Origin of the sequence: Lactobacillus sp. ESL0261 (assembly GCF_003693025.1) — a bacterium.
In the GTDB taxonomy this organism is placed as follows: domain Bacteria; phylum Bacillota; class Bacilli; order Lactobacillales; family Lactobacillaceae; genus Lactobacillus; species Lactobacillus kullabergensis.
Window position 1 is genome coordinate 193,202 of sequence record NZ_REHN01000006.1, and the last position, 25,640, is coordinate 218,841.

2 protein-coding genes are annotated in these 25,640 nt (G+C 36.8%); both read left to right on the forward strand.

Annotated elements, in window-relative coordinates:
- Positions 1-519: 519 nt before the first annotated feature.
- A complete protein-coding gene (locus F5ESL0261_RS04445) occupies positions 520-10,701 on the forward strand; it encodes an SLAP domain-containing protein (protein WP_122052311.1) in 10,182 nt (3,393 codons plus the stop codon).
- A 695-nt stretch (positions 10,702-11,396) separates the two neighbouring features.
- A complete protein-coding gene (locus F5ESL0261_RS04450) occupies positions 11,397-25,376 on the forward strand; it encodes an SLAP domain-containing protein (RefSeq protein ID WP_122052312.1) in 13,980 nt (4,659 codons plus the stop codon).
- Positions 25,377-25,640 lie beyond the last annotated feature (264 nt).

The window sequence follows — 25,640 nt, forward strand, 5'->3', positions numbered from 1 at the left end:
TCACGAAAGAAGTGTCACATTTGTGGCACTTCTTTTGTATTTTCGGATAAAAGATAATAAAAGTCTTAATAAGTATTATAATTAGTTATTTTTAAAGGGGACGTGCTTTCTTCTTTTTCTGCAAAATCAAGTTAAAAAGCGTATAAGTAAAACAGATAAAAATGATATAAACAAGTCGGAGAAATGAAGTTTACCTAATTAATCGTGTTAAATAAATCACAAGCATATTCATGTATACACAGCAAAACACTATATTGTATATTATATATAAATATTATTTTTAAAATTAAATTGAATTTATAGATAAAATATAAAGTGTGTATTAATAAATGCAATTATTGTTATTTTAATCATAAATATGCCTATAAAACAGTATTTTATACTAAAGTATAGTTATTTAATAAACATAAGTTTTAAATTTTATTACATATTTAAGTGCATAATAATGTTACTAAATTGACAGTAAAAATAACAGGATTTACAATTAATATGTAATTATAATTTTGAGGAAGGATTATTATGCTAGGTAAAAATAACAATAAGGAAAGAATACGTAAAATGGAAATGCAGGCAAAGCAAGACCACTTTTCAATTCGTAAATTGACAATTGGTGCTGCTTCTGTCTTGCTCGGTTTTACATTTTTTGGCTTAAACAATCAAACAGTGAAAGCAGATACAGTTGATCCGGCAAATGAAGAAGTAAATTCTCAAAAAAATGAGAATGAAACAACTAAAACAGAACAAACTGGGGATACTGCAAAAACTGCAACTACAGAAAAGCAGTCAAGTCAAGATAATACAAAGCACGATTTAAGCACTTTTTCTGGCTTAAGTTCGTTTTTAAGAGATAGTGGCAGTGACTCAAAAGCTAGTCACAGTTTATCAACTGGTCAGAAAAAATCAGAAAAGACAACCTCTGAGCCAACAAATAGCTCGGAACAACAGTCTAGTCAGGATCAACAAGCCAATGATGTTTCATCTCCAAAAAAAGATACAACAAAGCCTGTTGATTCAACTGCTGTAGTAGATGAAGATTCAAATGCTGCTGAAAACACAGAAATAAATACTAGGGATGCTAGTGTAGCACAGGTCCATAACTTTACTGAGCTTATAGGTGCGTTTCAAAATAATAGTATTTCAGAAATTGACGTTATGAACGATATTACTGACGGATCAGAGAATGGATCACAAGCGTTCTACTTTTACGGCAGGAAAATGCTCATTAAATCCGCTGGTGACGGTAGTACTAGATATAAAGTTGATTTGAAAGGTAACCACCTCCAATTAAATAGTGGCAGTACGCAGGATTTAGATATAACCTACGACAACCTTGACTTATGGAGTGCCGATATCTGGGGCGTCATCATGACTGATGATTACAACCAAGATGGTCATTTTTCAAAAATCACATTCAATAATGTTAATTTCCATGGTTCGCAAATGGTTCACTGTGGTAATAATACTAAAATTTACTTTACAGGAACTAACTATGGTGAAGTGACGCACACGCCTTATCCAGGAATTACGATTTCAAGTGGCGATGTGCAACAACTATTTGAATTTACTGGTTCAAATAACTCAATCGATTTTAGCGGGACTTTTACGGGTAAAACCGTTGGCGGTAACGTGATAGAAATGGCTGGGAGCAACAATGTTGTTAACATTGAAAAGAACGCTAAGGTGTCCCTTTCACCGCGGATCTATATTCCTAATAATAATTTAGGTTCCAATGCTGCTGAACATACTGGGCTACCTTTAGCTATCGCCATGTTAGGTAATAATGAAGCCGTCAATGTTGATGGTGAGTTAAATATTATAACTGGTAGCGATCACTATAATGGTACAAATGACAATGATCAATCTAGTGCGATCCTGATCAATGATGGTAACTCTGTTTTTAATATTAATAGTGATGCAAAGGTCAATATTACTACTAACGGTGATATAGCTAATAACTGGGGCAACAGAAACCTGATTTATGATGGTGGAAATTTTAACATTTTACCACGAGGATCGTTAAACATTAATGGTTCAAATATGGGCGACTATTCTGGTACTTTAGTCCTAATTAGGGGTACGGCCAACATTGAAAACGGTGGTTTTAACATCATTCTAGGAACTCCAGGTCCAAATGGTAGATACGTAGATGGCGGTAATGGCCAAATACTTTTGGTAGATGTGCAAGGCGGGAAGTTATTTGTTAATAATCCTACCTCATTAATTTTGAATGTCCAGGGCAATACTAATCCTGCTACGAGTATTATCGGCACAATGCCGATTACCTTAACAAATGTGCGGCAGCAGTTTGATTTGAGTTCAACACAAACTGGGGTTGGTAAAGTAACATTGCCACCATTTCACGTTTTAACTGTTAGGAAAACTGACAATACAATTGCAGTTGATAATATTGAGTTGCTTAATGGTCAAGAAAAGCTAACTGCAGATAAATTAGCAGAAATTAAAGCACAGGCAGCAAAAGCTCATATTTCACTTGATAAATTGCCGGCTGATGTTCAAAATTCGTTGACTGATGGGATTAAGAACGGCTGGACTTACGACCAAATCTTTTCGGATATTATTCAAAAAGCATTCAATAATAGCAGTAATTTTGGCTATAACAACATTAGTTTTATTCCGGCCAATCCAAGCGGCTTTTTGGATATTGCTCCTGGTAAGGTCAAAATCACTAGAAATTCTGATGGTTCACAAACAATTTCCGGTGAACCAGGCAGCGTAATTAATTATAATTCTACTGTTGATGGTCCGGATTCAGATCCAGAAAATTTGAAAAACCCATTTAGTTTGATTCTCCCAGTTGCGACTAAAGCATATATTATGGCTAATTTAATCGATAGTATGGGAGTAAAAACTGCGTGGACACCAAAGGATCAAAATGGCAAGAATTTAATTGACAACCCATATTCGCAAACAAAAGACACCATAAGAGATTCAAGCAACAGTTCTTTGAGCCCTTTACCAACACAATTTGCAGCAATTGTAAATGATGATGGTTCATTTAGTTTTACTATTCCAGCCGATCAAACAATTAAGTTTGATAAGGGTTACTCTGTAGAACTAGCACCAAATGCTAATTTTGTTAGCTACGATCCATCAAGTGTAGCTGCAGGACGTCGCCCAATAATTAAAAACTTGGATATTCTAACTTTATCAGATGCTCAAGATCAAGCTGCTAAGGCAATTACTGACGCAATTAGTGATGCGAAAATTCATAGACCTAACAACCTATCTGAAGCTCAAGTTAAAGACTTTAATGAGCAATTAGATAAAGTTGCGGCCGCTGCATCCAAGACAATTGATATTAATAACGAAAAAACTTCAGTCTATGCTTCAAGTGCAAACACTTTAACAGAGATTAATAATCGTAAAAATTCTGCTCTTGCTGTGATTAAAAACATCGTAAGTCAGGCGCAAAATTCTTCAACGATTGAAGCATCTCATAATAATGCAATTACGAATTTAAATAATGAGGCCACATTGCAGTCAAAGAGATTTCCTACAATGATAGATGCAATTAATGCTGCACGTGATAAAGCTATAAATACTGTGAAAGCTTTTCAAACTGATAAAGGTATTTCAGAAGCAGAGAAGAATGGTATTAATGCGATTGATCAAGCAGCTTATGGCTATAAGGAGAGTATTGAAACTGATCTTAAACAAAAAATTGATCAAGTCTATGTCGATGCTTACAAGCTTTCAAGCGATCCTAACTTGAGTCAAGAAGAAAAGGACGAAGTAGTTAATTTACCTAAACGTCTGGCGCGCGCTCAGGCTATCGCTCAACCGGAAGGTGATATTGAAAAAGACCTTGATCAAGTATCAGTGGATGGACACCAAAAAGAAGCTCAAGATATAATTGATAAAGTTAACAAAACAATTCAGGCATTGAAAGACTTACAGGCTGTTGCTCAAGATGAAATTAAAAACCATGCCGATAAAACTGCAGAAATAAAAGATTCTTATAATCAAGCAGTTCATAACATTATTACCGGTGATGATCCTGATGGTTCCAAGGGTAAGGAGTCTATTAAGGAGATAAATGCTGATCAAGAAGCAAGTAAAATTAATGCTGCAGCTGCGGCTGCCAAAAAGCGAGTACAGAATTCAGGCATTAGTTTAAATCAACAGACTCCTTTACTAGATGCAATTGATCAAGCAACTGAAGTTGCAACTGCTAAACCAGGAAGTTCTAAGTATGATGAGCAAAAGTCAATTTACGGAACATCTGATAACACTGCGATCAAACAAAGAGAAGCAGCTGCACAAACTATTTTTGATCAAAATGCTGCAAAGGCTGAGATTTTGGGTTATGCGAGCGCTACTGAAAATTCGCTAGGCATCCCTTCAAACTCTGAAATTGAGAAAACAGTAGCTGATGGTTTGACTAATATTGATCAAGCCAGTGACTCTGCTGCTGTTTCGACAACCGAGGAGTCAACCAAGCGGTCAATTTTAAGACAACTTTCCAAGATCAAGCTTGCTAAAGTTGGAAGCGATATTGAAAGCCAACTGCGTAGCTTGCCTGGCTTGTCTGCAAATGATATTGACGATAGCGTGGCGGCTGCACAGAAACTGCTCAATAATTCAACAACTCCTCTTGGTTATAACCAGCGCATTGACCAAGCAGATAGTTTAACTGCAATTGATTCAGCGCGTAATGATGGTATTGCTGCCTTGAACAACTTACTGGTTGCAGCTAAAGCTAAAGGTGAGCGTAATAATTCCTTGGCTGATTCTATCAAGCAGATTAGACAAGAGCAAACTAATGCTGATAAACAAATTGACCAGACAAGCAATCTGACTGCTGAACAAAAGAAAGCATATCATGATCAAATCAGCAAGGTAGTTACTGACAGTATAGATACTTTAAACAAGGTCGATAGTTCTAAAATCGCTGAAACTGTAACTAACGCTAAAAACAGTATAGATAATATTGTTAGCGATGCCAAAGGTACGGCAAATAAGGAGGTAGAAGAAGCTAGAACAAATGCAACTCAAGATGTAGATACAGCTGTTAATGATGCAAAGGCTAAAATTGAAAGCATTGCTGATAGTCAACTCAGTCCTTCAAATAAAAAGTATTATGAAGACCAAATTGATCAAGATGCCCAGGCTGCAAAGGCGAAAATTGCTTCGGCTCAAAATGTTTCTGATATTACTTCGGCCAAACAAGAGGGTCAAAACAATATTCTTAAAGATTTAGGCGCTGCCCAAATTACAGCTACTAAAGCGCAAGCAATTAGTAAATTGCAACAGGCCAAAGCTAATGCTAAAGATGTTCTTACAAATGCGCAAAAGAATGAACAGCTTGATCCGGCAACAGTACAAGCTAAACGAGATCAAATCGATGACGGTTATGATCAAGCAATCCAAGCTATTAATAATGACCATACAGTAACCGATATTAACACTGATGCGCAGAAGGGAATTGATGCTATTAATTCTGTTATTAATTCTCTTTCGCCTGATCTCGAGGCTCAGGCTTTAACGAAACAGCGTCAAGCTGCAATCGAAAAATTAAGAGATGCGCGCGATTCTGTAAATAGTCAGATTACTAATGATCCTAATTTGGGCGTAACAGAAAAGAACGACTACTATAACCAGATTACAAATGCCTTCAATCAAGCTCAAACTGCCATTCAAGGTGCAAATAAAGATGATATAGATGCAGCATTAACTAAAGGCAAAAATGATTTAGCCAGCATTCAAACTGCAGCAAACTTGCAGTCTGCAAAAGACCAGGCTTTAGCAGCTTTAATGGATGAGCGCAATAAAGTAAAAGAACAAATTGGCAATATGGACCAGATTACAAGTGCCAACAAAGCTGACTTGCGTGCCAAAGTAGATGCTACTTATGATATTGGCGTTACTGGTATCAATAATAAAAACACAACTACTAATGAGCAACTTAATGCTATCGTCCAGAATGGTAAGTCATTAATTGACAATGTGATTAGTGACATAAATGTTAATAAGATCCTTAATAAACAAAAGCTTGATGATTATGCTCAAAAAGCGATTGACCGAATCAATAATTCGTCAGATATCACTAACGATGCCAAGACAACAGCTATTAATAATATTACTTCTGCACGTGATAATGCAAAATCCGTAGTTGATTCTACAGCTGCAGTTTCTGATGCTAATACAGCTGAGAAAAATGGTGAATCTGCTATTGACGCTGCAGAAGCTGCAGGTAATGGTTTTAATACATCTAAAACTGATACAAAAAATAGTATTGCCAATGCTGCTACCAGTGCCAAGAATCGCTTAAATGACATTTATAGCAAATTGTCGGAAGACCAAAGAAATGAAGTAAAGAAACAATTTAATGATGCAATTAGTCAGCTTGAGTCAATCCCAACGGATGCAAATAGTAAAATTGACGCAGCCACAAATAAAGAACAACTAACTGGAATTTATCAAGATGCATTAAATAAAATTAATAACATTGAATCTGCTGCCAAGTTAGCTAGTGATAAAGTTGTTGCCACCGATTTGATTAAAAATACAGCATATGCGGCTCGAGCTAAACTAAATGATTCACGAGACCAAAATGCAGTTTTTGCAGTGGCTGATTTAGGCATTAAAGATATTGGCGCGGCTAATGATAGCGCTACAGTTGAGAAAATCAAAAATAATACCTTACAGGGAATTAGTAACGTAGTTACTAATGCAAGTAAGAGTGATGCTGACGATATCCGTAACCAAAGAGATCAAGCAATTAAAGAACTTGATAAAGCTCTTGGGAAAGGCTCAACTGATACCGGTGTTCTACCAGAAATAAATGGTTTAAGTGATTTAACCTCTGATCAGCTGGGTAAGTTTAAACAACAAGCACAAGATGCTTATAATCATGCTGTTGCAAACGTCAGTGGCGCTCTATCTGAAAATATTGATACAGAAAAGAATACCGGTCTAAGCAATATTTACCAGGCTTTGGCTGATGCTAAACTGCAGGCGACTAAAAATAAGGCAAAATCTGCTTTAGATGATAAAGCCCAAACTTCAATTGATGGTGATGCTAAAGATAAATCTACAATTGAGAGCGAGCGGGATAAGGCCAAAGAGAATATTGATAAAGCTCAAAATCAAGATGATGTCCAAAAAGCTCAAGATGAGGGTGATAAAGCGATTAAAGCAATTGTTGATACAGCAAATGATGAAAAAATCACTAATGCTAAGACTTCTGCTAAAAATGATTTTGATAATTCAACTAATAAATTACAACAGCAAATTGATCAAGACTTAGCTGATAAGAAATTAGGTCAAGACCAATATAATGATTTGAAGAATAAAATTGATCAAATTCGGCAGTCTGGTGAAACCAGAATTAATTCTGCTACCACTCAGGATCAATTATCTGATGTTGAAGGTCAGAATAATGCTGATTTGGATAAAGTTAATAATGAAATTGTCAAGGCAGAGTCAGTCAATAACGCGTTAACTAAATTGCAAGATGCAGTTAACAAGGCAAATGAAGCTGCAGATAAGATTGCTAAAGACAATCCTAATCTGGCGGATCAGATGAGAGAGCGTATTAAGTCAGAACGTGATAAAGCTGCCCAAAATGTTCAAGCTGCTCAAAACAATGCGACTGACGCCAATAGTGCAATGAATCAAGCAGCACAAGATGGCAATGACGCAATTACTGGCTTAACTCAGAGATTTGAAGAAAAGAATCAGCAAATTAATACTCTGAAAGATTACGCTGAAGCTGCTAAGGCTAAATTACCAAGTTCAGGACTTGATCCAACCGAAATAAGCCAAAATGAAGCTGCAATAAGTGACGCAATGCAAAAAGGCATTAGCGATTTGTATGGCGCTGATGATAATGCAGACTTAGGTCAAGTTGAAAAAGCTGGTGAGGCCGCTATAGATCAAGCAGGTATTCCAGCCAATTTACTAAGTGAAAAGAATAAGCAAATTGTGGCTATTGATAAGTATGTCAAAGATAAGGGCAGTATTAGCCAAGTTGCCAGCGATTTAACTGATCAGCAAAAGGCTGACTTGCAAGATCAGCTTAATCAGTTAGTTCAAAAGACCAAGGATGAAATTAGTAAACTTGCTTTACCAAGCAGTCCGACAACAACAGATCTCGAAAATGCTAAACAAAAATTGCAAAACATTGAAAAGGGGCTCGATAGCGAAGGACACCCAATCAATTTAGGTGAAACTGGAATTAACCAGCTTTACCAAACTGCCCAAGATAAAGAAAAAATATATCAAATTAAGCAAAATGCTATTAATAATCTTCTTGAGCAAAAAGCAGAAGCTGATAAAAAGCTTGAAGATTCTGGTTTAGTAAACTCCGATTTACAAAAGCAAAAACAGAAGATTCAAGATATTTACGATCAAAGCAAGGCAAAGATTAACGCAGTTCCAACTACAGATAAGAACGGAAATGATCGTTCTACTGCTGACATCAAAAAGGACGTTGATCAAATTGTCAACAATGCAACCCAAGGATATTCTGATAGCGATTCTGGCAGTCACGTTCCTGGATTTACTGATGTTGAAAAAGATACTGATTTTGCTGCTGCCAAAGCAAAGGCAGAGGATATTTTACAAAGAAAATATTCAACAACTCACAATATTATTGGCTCATCTCAACTAACTGCTGCTCAAAAGAAAACATTAAACAAGATAGTTGATGATTTATATGCAACTGAAAAAGCAAGCATAGAGCAGCAAACTGATATCAATAAAATTCCGACTGATGAAAATCAAATTGGTACTAAGCTAACTGATACTTATCAAAATACTTCTGAATGGTTTGATTATAACCAAGCTAATGCCTTAAAGGGTGCTGGAAATGAAATAACAGGCCTGGAAGCTGGATACAATGGCTTAACTGAAGAACAAAAAGCAAATCCTGATTATCAAAGGAATATTCAAGCTATCCAGGATGCAATTGATGCAATTAAGCATTCAACAAATATTGGCTCTACAACCCAATCGTATAGCAAAGGAATCAATGCTTATAATGAGCTAATGGCCAAAGAACAAGTTAATGATATGTTTAATAAAGCAAAGGACACGCTTAACGATATAGATAGTCTACTTCCTCAGGATAGGGATCATTTCAAAAATAGACTTGATGGCATACACGGAAGTATCAATACTGTGCTTACTCAGGATGCTCAAGCTGATGCATCTTATGAAAATATTGCCAATCAGATGAACCATGATATTGACATGACAAGACAAGCAATTGATCAGTTAATGCAGCAAGCATTGTACACAGTTAAGAGTTCTGCCAATAGGGATATTGAGGCTGAGTACAAAGGTGCAGTTGCTCAGAATCAAAAATATTTTGGTGATTCTGCATGGATTTATGCAACTAACAGTGAGCATGACAAATATAAATATATCTCTGGTAATTCTTACGATGAAGTTTCGAATAATAGACTAACTGGAATAAGGGAAATTGCCAAGGCTGCTGTTTCTGATGCTGCTACTAATGCTAAGAAGAAAATTGATAATAACAGGGTCAAACATGAAAACGGTGATAACTATACTGATGATGAAAAAGCTGCAATTAAGACTGAAATTGATCGTATTTTAGCTGATGCTCAAACGAAGATTAATCAAAATGATAATCTATCTGATATTGACGGCAAGCGTGACGATGGCATTGATGCGATTAATAAGGCCTCGTCAGATTCAACTGTCATTGATAAAATTATTAAAGATAGTGCCGACAGCAATAATAATGGCAATAATGATAATTCCAATGGTGGTGGAGACAATTCTAATTCCAATGGTAATGGCAGTGCTTCATCTATTCCTACTAACCCTGCTGACCCAGCTAAGCAACCAACTACTGATAAAGAAAATGGAACAAATGGAACTCCAAATGATTTAGGTGAAAGCACTAATGTGACTTTAATGCATAATGCCTATCTATATGATGATTCTGGAAAACGGGCTAACAAAGTTACACTTGGTGCCGGCTCAATTCTTTCAACTTACGGTACAGTTACTATTGCAGGTCGCGAATACTATGTACTAGTTGATACACATGATAATAATAAGAAGTATTATGTTGCTGCAACAAATGGTCAGGCCACTAAGCAAAAATTGTCTCACAATGCGTATGTTTATAACCAGCTTGGCAAGCGGGTTAAGAAGACAGGAGTTTACAAGAGAGGTCAACTGCTTAATACATTCGGTGGAGTGGTAAAGATTCGCGGTAAAAGATACTTCACTATCGCGAAGAACCGCTATGTCAAAGCAGGAAATGTAAAATTAGTAACTGCTACGGGATCAGTGGGTGAAGAAGTTACTGCAGAAACTATTAATACTGCAGTTCAACCTGTTGAGACTACGACTAAGAAACTAATGCATAATGCTTATCTATATGATGAAAATGGCAAGCGTGCTAACAAGTTAATTATTAACTTGGGTTCAGAACTAGAAACAGTTGCTAAGAAGACTATTGGCAGCAAAATCTACTATGCTTTAGCAGATGGTTTGTTTGTGGATAGTGGCAACATTGACGCTAAGAGATTAAAGCTGAAACATAATGCTTATATATATAATAGGTATGGTCATCGTTTAGGTAAAAAAGTTTTGCGAAAACATAAGGCTGTTAAGACTTATGGCAATCCTATTAAAATTGGTCATAAGAAATTCTATGTAATAGCAAATGGTAAATATATAAAGAAGGCAAACTTTTAAACAGTTAATCTTTTAATACAGGCTAACTAATTGTTAAACCATAAAACACCTCAAATTTGTTTTAAATTTGAGGTGTTTTTGTGTATGAAGTTTTCGATTTAGACAATTATGTCGGTTGGTTTCTAAGAAATTCAGGTATTAAGCTTTAAAATTGAATATATCAAATCAAAAGATTACAGGAAAAATTTCGTGTTTAGCAATAAGTTTAATCATCATGTTGCACTAATAGTAAAGCTGTAAAATTAACTTTCTAAAAAATTTTTATTTAAAATAAATTACTCCTAAATTGTTCTAAGTTAGGGGTAATTTTTGTATTTAACATTTTTATTATTTTAAATAACAAATTAAAACTTATAACATTATTATAATTAATTTGCTTAAACTTTATTATAGTTATTTAATATACAAAAACATACCAGATAAATTTGTATCACAAATGTAATAAAAAAACATTTTTAAGTACATTTAAAAATATTTTTTCATTTTATATTTTTTAGTTATTTTTATTTTATTGGCTTAAATAGCTTAATAATTGCAATTTATACAAATAATAAAGTTATTATTAATAATAATTAATGTTTTTAAAAATAACAGTTATTTATAGCTTAACATATATTGCTAAATACTATATTGACAATGTATAACGCTAGTTATAAAATTCAAAGTGTATTTTTAAATTCAAGGAAGGACAACTTATGTTAGGCAAAAATAACTTTAAAGAACGCTTAAGAAAAATGGAAATGCAACAAAAGCAAGACCGCTTTTCAATTCGCAAATTGACAATCGGTGCTGCTTCTGTTTTGTTAGGATTCACTTTTCTGGGTTTAGGCAGTCAAACGGTTAAAGCCGATACTGAGCCATCAACTCAACAAGTCGATAGTAAAACTGAAACCAAATCATCCGAGTCTGATTTGAGTAAAGCTGCGTCAGAAAATAAGAAAGCTGATTCTCAATCAACTCAAAATGATAGACAAACCCAAAAGACCGAAAAAGAGCCAAAATTATCTACCTTTTCAGGCTTATCTTCATTTTTTAAAAGTAGTGATGAAGACTCGAAGTCTGTAAGCAAGGCTGGAACTACAAAAGAGCAGACAAAAAAGGATAGTAAAGAGTCTGATCAATCCACTGCTGTTAAGCAGCCGGAAACTGGTGCAAATGACGCAAACGCAGTCACACCGGCAAAGACTGATGCAACTGGTAAAGACACTAACACTGATATTACTTCAGGAGAGAATTCTGCAAATGATAGTAAATTGCCAGAAGATTCACAGGCAAATGTGATTAAACCAGAAAATGATGGTAATTCTAATAACGAACGAAATGGTGATATAGATGAAACAACTGCAGCAAATGATAAAATTCCAATATTAAAAGATGCTGGTGATGGAATATCATATCAAGTAAGTAGCTGGCAAGATTTAAAAAACGCACTAAATAATCAAAAAATTACTGAAATTGTTTTAATGAATGACGTTATTGCACCTTCAGGTATTTGGAACACTACATTTAGCGTTCCTGGACGTGATTTATTAATTAGGTCCGACGCTAATAACAAGTATACTCTGGATTTTGCTGGAAATGCGCCTATACAAACAGCTGGAACAAACGCAAATGTTACTTTTCAAAATATAAATATCAAGAGTAACGACTTTTATGGTGTTTGGGATACACTATATGTAGGCGGTTCTTTTCATACTAATATAATTTTTAATAATTGTACTTTTAGAGGTACACAATTAATATATTCAGGTGATAATACCCATATTTATTTCACGGGTAATAATGATTGTCGGAATATTAAGACGTCAAACATACTTAATAATCAGCAACAGCTGTTTGAATTTAGAAACACAAAAAATAATAGTATTGACTTTTTGGATGGCGAATTTACAGGTTCAACATATGGCGGAACTATAATTGAGATGAAAAGTAATGGCAACACTCTTAAAATTCATAGAGGCGCCACAGTAAATCTTATTCCTGTTCAAACCTATGATGGCAATGATGACGATGGTGAATATGGTTTCCCTTATAGTGCCATCTATATGGAAGGCGCAGGAACTGTACAGGTTGCTGGCATCTTAAATATTAACATTGGTGATAATACAGTCATGCCTTATAAAGGCACGAGAAATGGTGCTAGATCAAGAGCGGTATATTTGAATGATGCTAGTTCAACTTTTAACGTTATGCAAAATGGTCAAGTTAACATACAAACTAATGGTAATATTGCTGATAAAGGTTCCAACAATTTATTTTTTGACAACGGTAATTTGACTATTAATCCCAATGGTGAAATGAACATCCTGGGAAATAACATGGGTGATTATTCAGGTACCTTGGTTTATGTCACGGGGACAGCCGACGTTGAAAACGGCAGCTTCAATATTCGCCTGGGAGACATTGCTGGTTCTGGAAGCATTACTTTACTTGATGTCTCTGGTGGCACTTTCAAAGTTAATAACCCGACATCATTTGTTTTGGATGCCCACAATAACATAAATCCCAATACAAGCGTTATCGGTAATAATAAAATAACGATTACAAATGTGCGACAACAACTACAAAGCAGTACGGGTAAAGCTTTTACGTTACCACCATTCCATGTTTTGCAAATGCAGAAAACTAATACTGGTATTAATGTAAACACGATTGAAATGCTGGATGGTAACAAAACATTATCCCAAGAGCAGTTAGATGAGATTAAAAATGACCCCGAAATCAAAAACATTGTCAATGACAAGAGTTTTGTTTCGTTCTTAACAGCAGCTGAAGCTGCCGTTAAAAATCCAGGAACTAATACATTAGATAATATTGTTAAAAATGCCTTAGAGAGTGCTTTGAGTAGTAAAGATACTAGTAGCTACAATAATATAGCTTTTGTTCCCGCTAACCCAAGCGGCTTCCTGGATATCGATGAAGATGGCTTGCAAGTTATCAAAAATGAAGATGGCTCTAGAACTATCACAGGAAAGGTATCAAATTACAGTGAAGAGGTAGATGGCCCAAGTAATGACAATGCCTTTTATAAGTATTTCCCGAAAGGTACTAAGGGGTATGTCATTGTTAAATATATTAGTAGTAATCCAAATTATGATAAACAAATTCTCCAAAATGAAAATTTGAAACCGTATGTAAATACTACCGATACCTATCGTGGAAGTATTGAGGATAATATTAGCAAATTGCCCAATGTATTCTCCTCTGAGATCAATCCAGATGGGACCTTTGCAGTGACAATACCTGCTGATGTTACCTTAAACATGAATAAGGGCGATAAAGTTGAAATAATCCCAGACGCCAACTTTGTTGAGTACAGTCCAACCCTTATTGATGCAGGTGCTCGTCCAGTGCAAAAGAGTTTAGATATTCTTACTTTGTCAGAAGCCCAAGACGATGCTGCCACTACGATTAGAAATGCGGTAAAAGATGCCGAAAGCAAGAAGCCAACTAATTTAAAAGAAAGTCAATCAAAGACTTTTGAAGAAGAACTGGCTAAAGCATTGGCAATGGCAGATTCAGTCACTGAAACTAATAAAGACACAACAGTTTATGGTGCAGATACCATTGCCGAAGTCAATAGACGTAAAGAAACGGCTCTTGACCTTGTAAAAAAAGCCTTGCAAATTGCTAATGAAGAGTCAGATGAACAAAATAAATTGGCTGCAGCAAAAGAAGCTGCTAAACAGGCACTTGATAATGAGCTCAATGGTAACGGTACTTCCGGAATGCCGGGTGTAGTTAACCAAATCGCTGATTTAGCAAATAGTGGTTTAACTCAGGACAACGTTAAGATATATCAAGATCAAGCCCAAAAGGCATACGACGCTGCAAAGAAAGTTATTGATGACTGTGAAAGTTTTGATGAAATCACTAAAGCACAAGGTAAGGGTGTAGCAGACATTGATCAAGCTTTAACAGATGCTAAGGCACAACAAGTTATTGATAAGGCTGCAAGTGATTTAAAAACCGCTAAAGACAATGCCTTGAAAGAATTAGCAGCTGAAAAAGCAACTGTTGAAGATAACATTGCTAATTTAAAGAATATCAGTGATGATGCTAAAACTGCATTAAATAAAGAAGTTGAAACTTACTATAAAAACGCAGTTGACAAAGTTAACAACCCGACGCCAGCAAGCCTTGAACAGGTAGACATTGAGAAGAACACCGGGATTAGAAACATTGACAGTGTTTGGAACAAAGCAACAGCACTGGATAAGGAAATTGCTTTTGATCAGAAGAAACTTGATGATTACGCCCAAGCTGCAACGGATCGAATTAATAAAACTGACCTGTCTGATGAAGACAAGCAAAAAGCGGTTACCGACATCAACAAAGCTCGTGATGAGGCCAAGTTAAATGTGGGCAAAAAATTAACGGCTGAAGATGCAGATAAGGCCACAGATGATGGCGAAAAAGCGATAAAAGCAGCTGAAGACGCCGCTAATGCAGCCAACATTGAAGCCATTAAAACTTCTAACACTGCTAATCTTAACGCTGCTGCTGATAGCGCCATTGATCGTGTGAATAAAGCTTATAATAGTTTGACGGAAGCTGGTCAGCAGCAAAGAGCTGATGCCTATAAAGCGGCTGCAATTACAGCTATAAATCAGGCTAAAGCCGTAGCCACTGAAACAATTAACTCTGCTACAAGCAAAGATGCAATCATTAATGCCTTTAATACTGCTAAAGACAAGTTTGACAACTCGGCAACCACAGCTGAAGTTGCTTTTGCCAAAATAGCAGCTGTTGATGCTGTCAAGAAAGAAGCTGACAGCGTCAAGCCGAATTTAAGTGCAGCTGATCAACAGAAAGTTGATAGTATAGTTGCAACAGCTAATAGCGATTTCCAAAAAGCCACTACAGTCGACAAGGTCAACAGCATCAAAGATCAGGCAATTAAAGATATTGATAATGTTAAAACTACTGCTGATGTAGTTAAGGAAGCCGAAATTAAGGCTAACAAGGATACTCAGACAGCTAATATTGATGCGGCAGCCACAGCAGCTAAAAAGCGTGTAAGTGATGCTTACAATAAGTTGTCACAGGCTAACCAAACTAGTTACCAAGAATCGTTACAGAAAGCTGTAGATGATATTGACCAAGCTGCTAAATCTGCTAAAAGCAATATTCAGAACGCACAAAATGTGGAAGATATTATAGCTGCAGCTGGAACAGGCACACAGGCAATCGCTGCTATTGAAACAAAGACAGAAGTTACTTTTGCTCAAGCCGATGCAAAAGAAGCAATTGCAAATGAAGCTGCTAAGGTTAAGCCTGGCTTAAGCACAGCTGATCAACAAACGGTTGATGGCATTGTTACTGCAGCTAATGGCAAGATAGACGCTGCTACTGATGTGTCAACAATTAATAATATCAAAAATCAGGCAATCCAAGATATAGACCAGGTTAAAACGACAGCCGATTCAAGTGCAAAGGAAAAAGTTGATAAAGCAAAAGAGCTGAATAAGACTAGTATTGATGGAGCAGCTCAAGCAGCGATTGCACGGGTGGATGCTGCTTACAACAACTTAACAACTGCTGAAAAGGCAGCCAATAAGGGCACACATGACCAAGCTGTTGCAGATATTAAGAATGCCCAAACTGCAGCTGAAGCAAAGATTGCAGCCGCAACTACTGAAACTGAAGTTGCTGCCGCAGCAAGTGAAGGTACAACAAACATTAATAAGCTGGCAGATGCAGCTGAATTAACCTTTGTCAAGATTACTGCTAACGACTCAGTACAAGCTGAAGCGGCAAAAGTAAAACCTAATCTCAAAGAAACAGCCGATCAAAATAAAGTAGATGAAATTGTTAGTCAAGCAAAAGATGACATTGGTGCTGCTGAGAACGTTGATAACGTAAATAGAATAAAAGAGAATGCAATCAAGGCAATTGACAACGTCAAAAGTAATGCAGAGCAAACAATTCAAAAAGCACAGGAATTAAGCAAGGCAAGTGTTGATGCCCAAGCAGATGCCGCTAAGAAGCGGGTCAAAGATGCTTATGATAAGCTTACAGCTGATGAGCAAAAGACAACGGCAGTCCAAACTGCTTATAACGCAGCTAATAATGCTATTGATAAAGCTAAGACTGTAGCAGAGAGTGCAATAGCTGCTGCACAATCTAATTCAGAAATTACGACAGCTGTTGATAATGCTAATAAAGCCTTTACGCAGGCAGCTTCTGACGCCGAACTGGCCTTTGCCAAAGTGGCTGCGATAGATGCAGTTCAAGGCGAAGCGGACAATGTCAAGCAAGGCTTAAAGCAAACAGCTGATCTTAATAAAGTAGACAGTATAGTAAGCCGAGCTCAAACTGATTTGAACAATGCCGACAGTGTTACCAAAGTTGACTTCATTAGAGACCAGGCAATTAAAGACATTGATAATGTTAAAGCTACAGCTGATGCAGCAATTGACAATTCCCAAACAGTTAATAAAGCTAATATTGATAAAGCTGCAGCTGATGCAACTCAACGCGTTCAGAATGCTTATAACGAGTTAAGTGCACCTGAAAAAGAGCAGGCTAAGTCAGAATATAATAAAGCTCTCAGCGACATTAATGAAGCAAAGAATACTGCGGATGCGGCAATTCAAGCTGCAAAGACAGTAGATGATGCTACCAGTGCCGCTACAACAGGAATTTCTGCAGTTAATGATATTGCTAGCAAAGCTGAACTATCATTTGCAAAATTGGGAGCTAAAGTTGCAGTTAAAGCAGCAGCAGATGCTGTCACTAACGGTCTTGATAATGAAAACAAGCAAAAAATACAAGAGATAGTAACTAAAGCAAATTCTAACATTGACAATGCTACTACTATAACTGACGTGGTTAGATTTAGGGACCAGGCTATCAATGATATTAATGGTGTCAAAGCTGTGGCAGACGCTGTTAAAGAAGCACAGCTAAATGAAAACAAGAAAAACAACACCGCTAATGTTAATGAAGCTGCTGACGCTGCTAGAAAACGTGTCGATGATGCTTATAACAAATTAAATGATTCTCAAAAGAATGCCAATCACCAGACTTACCAAAACGCCCATGATGCGATTGACAATGCTGCAACTAGTGCGAATAATCAAATTGCACTGGCACAGTCAAGTGATCAGATATCGGAGATAGTTAACACTGCTAAAGCTCAGTTTGATAATGCAGCCACAAAAGCGGAAATAGCTTTTGCTAAGGTAACAGCTGTTGCAGATATTTCGAATGAAGCTAATAAGGTTAAACAAGACCTAAAGGCTGATTCTGATAAGAATCGGGTTGACAATATTGCTACCACTGCTACTACCAGTATTAATAGCACTAATACTGATACTGTAGCTAAAGTAACCAGTATTAGGGATCAGGCTATTAAAGATATTGACGCTGTTAGAGCTGAAGCTAATGGTGGTGAACAAGCCAGTCTGGAAGAAACTAAGAATAATAGGACTAGTGATGTTAACAAAGCAGCAGCAAACGCTAAAACCCGGGTTGATACGGCATACGCTCAGCTGACACCTGCTGAACAAGATGCAACAAAGCAGGCCTATACTGATGCTCTTGCTGCTATTGAAAATACGCGCCTTAAAGCAAAAAGCGATATTGCCAGTGCTGAAACTAAGGATAAGGTAAGCGATATAGCAGCAACAGCTGAGCAGGAACTTGATCAAGAAGCAACAAAAGCAGAGGTAGCATTTGCAAAAACAGCTGCTAAAGATGCGATTCAGGCTGAAGAAAAGAGTGCTATTGCCGATCTGAAAGGTCAAGACGATAAGACTTCTGTGCAAAATATCGCTAACAATGCTATTACAGAAATTGAGCAAAATTCAACAGATACTGTTGCCAAAGTAAACAGCATTAAAGACAGCGCAATTAGTACTATTAAGGCTGTTAAAAATACAGCAAATGCAGTAGATAAAGCTATTGTTGACGAAGCTCGCAAAGACAGCTCTGAGAATATTAATGAAGCAGCTGAAACAGCTAAGAAGAGAGTTGAAGCAGCATATAGTAAGCTGACGGAAACTGAACAAACAGTGGCCAAACAGGCTCATGATGATGCCATTAACACAATTGCAAGTGCCCAAAAAGCTGCTAACGATGCAATTTCTTCATCAAATTCAAAAACAGAAATTACTCAGGCAGCAACTGAGGGTATTAATAAGATTAATGCTGCTGCAACTGAAGCAGAAGTGGCCTTCGCCAAGGTAGCAGCTAAAGATGCAGTTCATGAAAAAGCCAAATCAATCATAGATCAGTTGAATAAAACTGATGATAAGAAGCAAGTACAAGCAATTTCTGATCAAGCAGATAAAGATATTGACGCAGTTGCAACGGATACTGTAGATAAAGTAAACAGCATCAGAGATAAAGCAATCAGCGATATAAGTAATGTAAAAGCAACTGCGGATGACAATGAACAGAAAGAACTGGAGAAAACAAAGGAAAATAATAAGAGTAGTGTTGATGATTTAGTTAAAGCTGCTAAAAAACGTGTTCAAGATGCTTATGACAATCTTGGAAAAGACGAAAAAGTTTTAGCTGCAAGTGATTACAGTAAAGCTATGGATGCCATTACTCAAGCCCAAGCGACAGCAAATGATGCGATTAGTGCGGCTGCAAATGCGAATGCAATTGTTAAAGCGGTAAGTACTGCATCTGCTGCCTTTGATACGGCTGCTACAACAGCTGAAGTAGCATTTGCCAGAGTGACAGCTAAGACTGCAATCCAAGCTGAGGCTGATAAAGTCAAAAAAGGTTTGAAGCAGGAAGTTGACCAAACAAAAGTCGATAACATAGTGTTACGAGCAGAAAATGATCTTGCTGCAGCTGTAAGCGTAGATAATGTAAATATTATTGCAGCTCAAGCTATTAAAGACATTGATGCCGTTAAAGATACTGCTGAAGAAAATGAGCAAAAGGATTTTGCTAAAGTTAAGGATGATACTAAGCAGAGTATTGATCAAGCTGCCGCAGCTGCAAAGCAAAGAATTAATGATGCATATAATAGTCTTAGTGCAAATGGACAATCAGCAACCAAGACGGATTATGACAAGGCAATTCAAGCTATTACTAATGCTCAGGCTGCAGCTAAAGATGCTATAGAAAAAGCAACGGATAAGGATGCCGTAAGTAAGGCTGCAGGAGATGCCGATCAGGCTTTCACACAGGCCGAAACAGGTGCTAAATTAGCATTTGCTAAAGCAGCTGCTAAAGAGGCGGTTCAAAATGAGGCAAATACTGTTAAGGGTAGTTTAAGTAAAGATACTGATAAGAAAAAAGTAGATGCAATTTCAGAGCAAGCTGACACAGCTATTGATGCTGCTGCCGATATAATAACTGTTAATAAATTAAGAGACAAGGCAATTAGCGACATCGATGCTGTTAAAGCGACTGCTATTGCTGTTGACCAGGCAACCGTGGATCAAGCTAAGACTAATGGCAAGTCCAATGTTAACGGTGCTGCTGCAGATGCTAAAAAACGTGTGGAAAATGCTTATAATAATCTTAATTCTGACCAAAAGAATGATAATTATCAAGCATATCAAAATGCTCTTACTGCAATTGACAACGCTGCAGATGCAGCAAATATCCAAATTGGTCAAGCCCAAACTGCTGACGAAGTTAATGGGTTAGTAGATAATGCTAAGACCAAGTTTAATGATATTGCAACCAAAGCTGAAGTGGCCTTTGCTAAAGTTATAGCTAAAGCTGCTGTTCAAAAGGAAGCAACAAAGATTAAGAATGATCTGAAGTCTCAAGCTGATAAAAACAAGGTTGATGGTATTGTTACCCAAGCTAATATCCAGTTTAACGATAGCAATACGGACACCGTGCAAGAGGTAAACAGCATTAGAGATAAAGCAATTGATGATATTGATGCTGTTAAAGACGCAGCTAATGGTAATGAGCAAGCAAGCCTAGAAGAAACTAAGAATAATCAAAAGAGTAATGTGAACAGTGCAGCAGATGCAGCTAAGGCTCGAGTAGAAAAAGCTTATGGGGATCTAGAAAAAGATCAACAACAAAAAACTAAGCAGGCTCATGATGATGCTATTACTGCCATTGACAATACACTTCAAAAAGCAATTGCCGATATTCAAAATGCTGAAACTAAAGATGCTGTGGTTGCCATAGCAGCAACAGCAGACCAAAAATTTGATCAGGAAGCAACAAAAGCAGAGGTAGCGTTCGCAAAAGTAGCAGCTAAAGATGCAGTTCACAAAGAAGCCGCCGATGCCCAAAGTCAGTTAAAGAACACTGATGATAAACAAAAAGTTCAAAACATTTCTGATCAAGCAGATACCACTTTTGATACTGCTGCAACAGATACGGTAGACAAAGTAAACAGCATCAAAGAGAACGCCATTAGCGCCATTAATGCCGTTAAAAATACAGCATCAGCAGTAGACAAGGCTTTGCTAGATCAAGCTCGCAAAGACAGCACTCAGAATATCACTAATGCCGCAGAAGCAGCTAAGAAGCAAGTTGATGATGCTTATGAAAAACTAAGTTCAAGTCAAAAGGCAGCAGCAAAACAGGACCATGATAATGCAATTACCGCAATTGACAATGCCAAAACTGCAACCATTGATGCAGTCAATGCAGCAACAAGCAAAGATGCTATTACTTCAGCAGCTAATGATGGAGTTAACAAGATTAACGAAGCAGCAACTACTGCAGAGGTAGCTTTTGCAAAAGCAGCTGCTAAAGATGCGGTTCAGGCTGAAGCTGCATATGTGATTAAGAATCTGAAAGATGAAAAGGATCAGGAAGCAGTTCAGAAAATCGCTGACGATGCAGTGGCAAATATTGACAATGCTTCAATTGATACAGTGCAAAAGGTCAATGACATCAGAGATCAAGCCATCAATGATATTGATAAGGTGAAGAATACTGTTGATACCACTGAACAAGCTAAGTTAGAAGAAGCTAAAGACAATAGTCAGGCAAGTGTTGATGAAGCTGCTGCAGCCGCTACAAAACGGGTTGAAGATGCATATAATAAGCTTAGTTCGCAGCAACAAGCCAAGACTGAAGCAGATCATGTTGTAGCTATTACTGCAATTAAAAATGCACAAAAAGCAGCAAATGATGCTATTGCGCAAGCAAAAGACAAGAGTGCAGTGGCTGGAGCTGTTTCAACTGCAAATACAGCCTTTGATCAGGCGGCCACTAAGGCTGAAGTAGCTTTTGCAAGGGTAGTTGCTAAAGAAGATATTAGGAATGAAGCAGATAAGATCGAAAATGGCTTGAGCCTTGAAAGTGATAGGACTAAAGTTGAAGGCATTGTCAACGAAGCTAATACGCAGTTAAATACAGCTGATACAGTGCAAAAGATCAATGATATTAGAGATAAAGCCATAGGTGACATTGATACTGTTAAGACAAACGCAGATAAGGCAGCTGCAACTGAGCTTGATAATGACAAGAAAGCTGCAATTGATGCTTTAACTAACAAACAAACTGAAGTTAAAAATGGCATCGACTCCTTGAAAAACATCAGTGATGAAAACAAGGCTGCTCTAAAAGATAAAGTAGATCGCTATTACCAAGATGCAGTTAATAAGATCAAAGACGCAGGTACAACTACTTCTGACCAAGTTAACAGTGCTAAACAAGAAGGCATCGATAACATGGGCAAAGTTCTTGAGGATGCAAAGTCCTTAGACACAGCTATTGCAAATGATCAAAAGAAATTAGATGATCATGCTTCTGCAGCAATTGACAAGATTAATAAGTCTGATTTATCTGACGCTGACAAAGAAAAGGCTATTGAATCAATCAATAAAGCTCGAGATGATGCTAAAGAGACTGTTGCTTCACAGCCAACTGTTGAAAAGGCGGACGCAGCCGCAAAAGCTGGAGAGAGTGCAATTGATACAGCTGAAAAAACGGCTACAGATACAGATTTAGGAAATACTAAACTTACCGAAAAGACCAAAGTCGAGGCTGCGGCAGACAATGCTAAGAAACAACTTGATGATGATTATAATAAACTGACTCTTGATGAGCAGAAGGAAGTTAAAGATAAGTATGACAAAGCTAAAGCAGATATTGATCAGGCTAAAGCTGATGCCGAAAAAGCAATAGATTCAGCAACTTCCAAGCAAGATGTCAACAATGCTTCTGATAAAGCTAAGACTGACATTGACAAAGCCAAGAACGATGCCGAATTAGCCTTTGCTCAAGCTGCAGCTAAGGACGCAATTAAAGCAGTTGCTGATGATATCAAGAGTGGCTTAAATAAACAAGACGACAAAGACAAGGTTGACTCTCTTGTTGCTCAAGCTAATAAAGATATTGAAGCTGCAACTACAATTGATTCTGTAAATAGCACTCGTGACAAGGCAATTACTGCAATTAAGGGTATTAAGAATTCTGCAGATCAATCAGATAAAGATAACTTAGCTGCTATCAAGTCAACTAATAAAACAAATGTTGACCAGGCAGCAACTAAAGCTAAGAACCGTGTTGATGAAGCTTATAACAAGCTTAATGACACTCAAAAAGCAACTACTAAAGCTGATTATGACAGTGCTTTAACCGCTATTGAGGAAGCTAAGAAAGCAGCCGAAGCTAAGATAGACAGTGCTACTAATGCAGACGCGGTTGCAGCAGCAGTTGACAGTGCTTCAAGACAATTTGATTCTGCGGCGACAACAGCTGAATTGGCCTTTAGCAGAGTAGCTGCAAAAGATGAAGTCAATAAAGCAGCTTCTACAGCTAAACCAAGCTTGAGTAAAGATAATCAGGATCGGGTAGATGAGATAGCAAAACAGTCAAGTGTTGATATTGATTCAGCTGAAACTGTTGCCAATATTGCTAGAATTAAGCAAAACGCTATTGATAAAATTAATGCCTTAAAAGGTAATGATGAAAAAGACTTAGCGCAAGCTATCTCAAATGCCAAAGCAGAATTGAGCAAAAAGCACGATGATGCAGTAGCAAGACTAAAAGATAAGTTTGGCAAAGATGCAGATACTACTGAAGTAGATAAGGCATTTAACACTAATAAGGACATCACTGGTACATCGGTTGATGAAGTTAAAGAGCACGAATTGGCAGCCGAAAGGGAATTGGCTAAAGGCGAAGTTCAAGACACTGGTACAAATGCTAAGAAGAAAATTGACGATTTAAAGCACAAGGATGGTACTGACTATACTCAGGCTGAAAAAGATGCTATCAAAAACCAAATTGATAAAGATATTCATGAAGCTATTGATAAGAATGGTACTATTGATCAAGCAAGTGATTCAGCAGGTGTTGACAAAGCACGTAAAGATGCAATCGACAAGATAATTGGTGAAACAGTTCCTGACAGTCAAGAAGTTAACAACATCATAAATCAAGATAAAGACGTTCTCAGTCAAAGACTAGCCGTAGCTCGCACAGCTGCTTCAAAATATTTGAAAGATAAGTTTACTCCTGACACTGATGATAGTACCATTCAGCAAAGATATGAAGAAGCGCTAGCAAAACTTAACGCAAAGCCAACCGACTTAGCAACTGAACTTGAAGGAGAAAAGCTAATTGCCCAGGGTGCATTAGCAGATGCACAAAAGGCTGCCAATAAGCTTGTTGATGGTAATTCTGATTATGATTCTGATGCTAAAAAGCAAATCAAAGAGCATATTGTGAAGGATTACAATGAATTTTTGAACAGTATTAATGCATGTTCAACAGTCAGTGAGGTAATCTCTGCGCAACGTAACCTTGGTATTGATCAATTAAAACGCGATGCCACGGAGTCTAATGTTAATGTAACCAATATTATAGAAAACGGTGGTAGCGGACAGCAAGTTCAACCGATAGCACCTGCTCAACCTGATAAGACTGATGATAAAGATAAGGAAACTGATAAGAAGAATGAAGATTCTGAAAGAGTAATCTTAATGCATAATGCCTACCTGTACAATAGTAAAGGTAAACGTGCAAATGGCATTACTTTGGGAGCCGGATCAATTCTTGATACTTACGGTATTGAAACAATTAACGGTGAACAATATTATGTTTTAGTTGACAAAGGTGCCGATAATAAGAAGTACTATGTTGCAATTGGCAATGTTAAGAGTACAGCTCAAAAACTGAAGCATAATGCTTACATTTACAATCAGTATGGCAAGCGGGTTAAGAAGTCAGGTAAACTGAAGTCAGGCAAAGTTATTAATACTTACGGCAGTAGCGTTAAGATTCGCGGTAAGAAATACTTCATCATTGCCAAGAATCGTTATGTCAAAGCAGCAAATATTGCAAGCCAAAATGTACCTTTAAAGACGACAACGGCTAAACAAACTGCTGCTGTTGAAGCAGGAGACCAATCTCATATCATTGTTAATAAAAAGATAATGCACAATGCATATCTTTATGATCAAAATGGTATTCGTGCAAATGGCTTAGTAATAAGTGCCGGTTCAAACATTGACGTAGTATCGCAAAAAGTTGTCAACAAGAAGTTATATTATGTTCTTGAAGACGGGTTGTATATAGCTGCAGGAAATATCGATGCCAAGAAACTGAAATTGAAGCATAATGCTTATGTATACAGTAAATATGGTAATCGCCTGGGTAAGAAAGTACTAAAGAAACGTAAATCAATTAAGACTTACGGTAATCCAGTAAAGATTAAAGGCAAAAAGTACTACACTATAACAACAAGTAAATTTGTTAAAAAAGCTAATGTTAAAGGGTAGTTTAACTACCTGATAACAAGAAAAGTGTCACAATTGTAAAAAATAGTGGCACTTTTTTTCTAAATATTTTTTGAATTATCAATATATAACACATTAAAACTGCAACCTACTATTTCAGTTAATTTTTAACACTAAAATCAGTTTAAAAAACTTTAAAAATTAAAATAAAATATATTTATATATTAATATAATTTATAACAAGATTATGTATAAATATATTTATTTAAATCCAAATTTTCATGTTTATACGATTATTAAAACTGC

Excerpts from the sequence above, each read along its gene's own strand:
- F5ESL0261_RS04445 (WP_122052311.1), top strand. The coding sequence starts at position 520 with ATGCTAGGTAAAAATAACAATAAGGAAAGAATACGTAAAATGGAAATG.
- F5ESL0261_RS04450 (WP_122052312.1), top strand. The coding sequence starts at position 11,397 with ATGTTAGGCAAAAATAACTTTAAAGAACGCTTAAGAAAAATGGAAATG.